This window comes from Burkholderiales bacterium (genome assembly GCA_013695435.1).
Classification (GTDB): domain Bacteria; phylum Pseudomonadota; class Gammaproteobacteria; order Burkholderiales; family JACMKV01; genus JACMKV01.
The window spans coordinates 1-4655 of record JACDAM010000126.1 but is presented as its reverse complement, the minus strand read 5'-3'; the positions used below and the strand labels follow the sequence as shown (position 1 = coordinate 4655).

Genomic DNA, 4655 nt, shown 5'->3' with positions numbered 1-4655 from the left:
TCGGGAGCGGCAGTAAAACCGGAGGTATCGTGTTTCCGGTAGCCGGATCAGTCGTTTAGCAAAACAGCACGATCGCTTGATCGCGCTCGACGCCCACCGAACCATCAGCGTTCGGCCCGCGGCTGACGCTAGACGTCACTTTTCGACGAACCCTGAGGCGCCATCCGCTGCGAGATCACCGTAGCAATGGCTGCGCGATTGGCCGGTATGGTGATGGGCCGCGTGCTCTGCGCAATCGCCGTGTCCGGATCTTTCAGGCCGTGGCCGGTCAGGGTGCAGACGATTGTGCTGCCGCGCCCTACGCGCCCGCGTTCGAGATCTTTCAATACCCCGGTCAGCGAGGTTGCCGAAGACGGTTCGCAGAATATGCCTTCGGTTTGCGCCAGCAACTTCTGCACGCGCAGAATTTCCGCATCGGTGCATTCGTCGAACCAGCCGCCCGATTCCTCCTTCACTTTCCACGCCGGCGTCCATGACATCGGGTTGCCGATGCGAATCGCCGTTGCCACCGTATCCGGGTTCTTGATCGGCGCACCGCGCAAAAACGGCGCCGCGCCTGTAGCCTGATAGCCGAGCATGATCGGCCGGCGCGTGGCCGGCGCGGTCTTGTGGAATGGGCAAGCGCCCTCGCAGTGCAGGCACGCGCCGGTTTCCTGACAGGCCGATTCCGAATAGCCGATCCAGTGCGCGGTAATGTTGCCGGCGTTGCCGACCGGCAGTGCGTGATAATCGGGCGCATCGCCCAGTTCTTCGATGATTTCGAACGCCGCGGTTTTCTGGCCCTGCAAACGATACGGATTGACCGAATTGACCAATGTTACCGGCATCTCGGCGGCGATCTCGCGCACGAGCAGCATCCCGTCATCGAAATTGCCGGCGATCTGGATCACGATCGAGCCGTGCATCGATGCCTGCGAAAGTTTGCCGAGCGCGATCTTGCCTTCCGGAATGACGACGAAGCAGACGATCCCGGCGCGCGCCGCGTATGCCGCGGCCGATGCCGATGTATTGCCGGTCGATGCGCAAATGATCGCTTTGGCGCCGGCTTCGACGGCCTTACTCACCGCCATCGTCATGCCGCGATCCTTGAACGAGCCGGTCGGATTCAGGCCTTCGAATTTGCAGAATATGCGCACGTCATGATCGAGCAGTTGCGGCAGGCGTTTCAGTTCGATCAGGCGGGTTGCGCCCTCACCGAGCGATACGATCGGCGTATCGGCGGATACCGGCAGGCGGTCGCGGTAGCGTTCTATCAGACCTGTGTAGTGGGTTGTCATGTTTAATTTGGGGCTCGAAAACTTTCACTGGCGCGATTTGCAGGCCGTATGCAATCAGTTCCGGTTCAACTGCTCCAGCCGGATGCGCGTGACGGGTGCAGCGATGGCCGGCAGCTTTTCAATTTTGCGCAGCGCGGCGTCGATGTTCTTCTCGATGGTCTGATGCGTGAGCATGATGATATCGACCTGTTCTTCGCCTTCGCCGGGCTCCTTCTGCACCATTGCGTCGATCGAAATATTCAAATCGGCGAGGATGCGCGTGATGTCGGCGAGTACGCCGGGTTTATCGAAAGCGCGCAAGCGCAGGTAGTACGAAGTTTCGACTTCCGCGATCGGCAGAATCGGCGCATCCGACAGCTGGTCGGGCTGAAACGCCAGATGCGGTACGCGATGGTTCGGATCGGCCGTGTGCATGCGCGTGACATCAACCAGATCGGCGACGACGGCCGAGGCGGTCGGTTCGGCGCCGGCGCCGGCGCCATAGTACAAGGTCGCGCCGACGGCATCGCCTTTGACCAGGATCGCGTTCATCACGCCCTCGACATTGGCGATCAGGCGCCGCGCTGGAATCAGGGTCGGATGCACGCGCAGTTCGATGCCGTTCGGCTTGCGCTTGGTAATGCCGAGCAGCTTGATTCGATAGCCAAGCTGTTCCGCGTAGCCGATATCGGCGCGCGTCAGTTTCGCTATTCCTTCGATATAAGCGCGCTCGAACTGCATCGGAATGCCGAACGCGATCGCCGCCATGATGGTCAGCTTGTGCGCGGCGTCGATGCCCTCGATATCGAAGGTCGGATCGTATTCGGCATAGCCGAGGCGCTGCGCATCTTTCAGCGCGTCATCGAAGCTCGTGCCGCGCTCGCGCATGTCCGACAGAATGAAATTGCTGGTGCCGTTTATGATGCCGGCGATCCATTCGATGCGGTTCGCGGTCAGCCCTTCGCGCAGCGCCTTGATGATCGGAATGCCGCCGGCCACCGCCGCCTCGAATGCGACCATCACGCCATTCTTCTGGGCGGCGGCAAAAATCTCGTTGCCGTGCTGGGCAAGCAGCGCCTTGTTGGCGGTGATCACGTGCTTGCGATTTTCGATTGCGCGCAGCACAAGCTGCCTGGCGATGCCGGTGCCGCCGATCAGTTCGACGACAATGTCGATCTCGGGATGATCGACGAGTTCGAACGCATCCGCCGTCACCGTCGCCGAATCGCCGGCGAGCTTTCTGGCTTTGTCGACATCCTTGTCGGCGATCATTTTCAGCGTGATGTCGCGGCCGGCGCGGCGCGCGATCTCTGCCCGATTGCGGCGCAACACCGCAAAAGTCCCGCCGCCGACGGTGCCGATGCCGAGCAGGCCGACGTTGATCGGCTTCATGTTTTCAGTCGGTTCATATTGATTTCAGGCGAGATTGAAACTGAAGACACCACCTTCGCAGCAAGCGAAGAGCGCACTAACCATTCCTGCCGATCACAGCAAGCCATCTTTGCGAAACATGTCCTTGATGCCGCGCAAAGCCTGGCGCGTCCTCGCCTCATTCTCGATCAGTGAAAAGCGCACGTGATCGTCACCGTATTCGCCGAATCCGACACCCGGCGAGACCGCGACTTTGGCATCGATCAGCAGCTTCTTGGAAAACTCCAGCGAGCCGAGCGCGCGATACGGTTCGGGAATTTGCGCCCACACGAACATGGTCGCGCGCGGAATTTCGGCCATCCAGTTTATCGCGTGCAGACCTTTGCACAACACGTCGCGCCGCTTTTCATAGGTCAGGCGGATCTGCTCCACGCTGTCCTGCGGACCTTCGAGCGCGAGGATGGAAGCGATCTGGATCGGCGCGAACGTGCCGTAGTCGTGATAGCTTTTCATGCGCGAAAGCGCCGCAATCAAATCCGTATTGCCGACCATGAAGCCGACCCGCCAGCCCGGCATGTTGTAGCTTTTCGACAGCGTGAAAAACTCGACCGCGATTTCGCGCGCGCCTTCGACCTGCATGATCGACGGCGCCTTGTAATCATCGAACACGATGTCGGCATAAGCGAGATCGTGCGCCACATAAATGTGGTGTTCGCGCGCGAGCGCCACGATGCGCTCGAAAAAAGCAAGATCGACGCATTGCGCCGTCGGGTTGCTCGGAAAATTCAGGATCAGCATCTTGGGCTTCGGATACGAATCGCGAATCGCTTTTTCGAGCTCGTCGAAAAAATTGACGCCGGGAGTCATCCGCACGTGGCGAATATCGGCGCCGGCGATCACCGGGCCGTAGATATGTATCGGATAGCTCGGATTCGGCACCAGCACGATGTCGCCGGCATCCAGCGTAGCGAGAGCCAGATGGGCGATGCCTTCTTTCGAGCCGATGGTGACGATGGCTTCGCGATCCGGATCGAACTCGACGCCGTAGCGCACTTTATACCAATTGCATATCGCCTTGCGCAGCCGCCATATCCCTTTGGATACCGAGTAGCGATGCGTATCCGGCCGCTGCACGGCTTCGATCAGCTTGTCGACGATGTGCTTCGGCGTCGCGCCATCGGGGTTGCCCATACCGAAGTCGATGATATCTTCGCCGCGTTTGCGCGCTGCCGCTTTCAGATCGCCCGTGATGTTGAAGACGTACGGAGGAAGTCGCTTGATACGGGAGAAATCTTGCATAGCCGGTGGATTCAGGAAACGGGTGATTTTAACGGAATTTTGTGGACGCGAACGGGATAAGGCGCATTCGAGTATGGCGTTGCAGCAAGCCTGCGCGGATATCGCTGCGATTCAAGGAAGGTCGAACGATCAGCTTGACAGCGTTTCCGGCTGCTGATCCAATCGTTCAAGAATTTGTCTAAATGAGTTGAGAAGCTGCCGGAGTCGAGATAAGGGTTCGTGTATGCCGCCCATTCCAGCTAACGAATTCGAGCGTTTGAAAACGCTGCGCGGTTACTGCGTTCTCGATACCGAACCGGAAGCCGTGTTCGACGAGCTCACGCAAGTCGCCTCGCGCATTTGCAATACGCCGATCGCGCTGATCAGCCTGATCGACGAAAACCGGCAGTGGTTCAAATCACGTGTCGGTCTGGACGCCGCGGAAACGCCTCGGGAAATGGCGTTCTGTGCGCACGCATTATCACAGTCCGAATTGCTTGAAGTGCCCGACACATTCGACGACGCGCGCTTCGCAATGAATCCGCTCGTGACCGGAGCGCCGAACATCCGCTTTTACGCAGGTGCGCCGCTGATTGCACCGAATAGCTGCATGCTCGGCACGTTGTGCGCAATCGACTACGTCCCACGCAAGTTAACGACGGCGCAGCGCAGCGCGCTGCAAGCGTTATCACGAGCCGTCGTGGCCGAGATGGAATTGCGCAAGCGCATGCGCGAGCTTACTTCGGTCGT

The 4655-nt window shown here is 59.5% G+C and carries 4 protein-coding genes; 1 reads left to right on the top strand and 3 read right to left on the bottom strand.

Annotated features, from left to right (window positions below; genetic code table 11):
• Positions 1-128: 128 nt before the first annotated feature.
• From H0V78_06680 to alaC, 3 genes are all read right to left on the bottom strand, one after another.
• Complete coding sequence (locus H0V78_06680; GenBank protein ID MBA2351465.1) at positions 129-1277, bottom strand: threonine synthase; 1149 nt, start codon at positions 1275-1277, stop codon at positions 129-131.
• Positions 1278-1331: 54 nt separating this feature from the next.
• A complete protein-coding gene (locus H0V78_06675) occupies positions 1332-2648 on the bottom strand; it encodes a homoserine dehydrogenase (GenBank protein MBA2351464.1) in 1317 nt (438 codons plus the stop codon).
• Between the two features lie 93 nt (positions 2649-2741).
• Positions 2742-3926: an alanine transaminase gene (gene alaC, locus H0V78_06670; GenBank protein ID MBA2351463.1), complete on the bottom strand. Its 1185-nt coding sequence runs from the start codon at positions 3924-3926 to the stop codon at positions 2742-2744.
• Between the two features lie 223 nt (positions 3927-4149).
• Between alaC and H0V78_06665 the strand changes: the two genes are divergently transcribed.
• The coding region (locus H0V78_06665; GenBank protein ID MBA2351462.1) for a GAF domain-containing protein at positions 4150-4655 on the top strand (506 nt) is incomplete at its 3' end.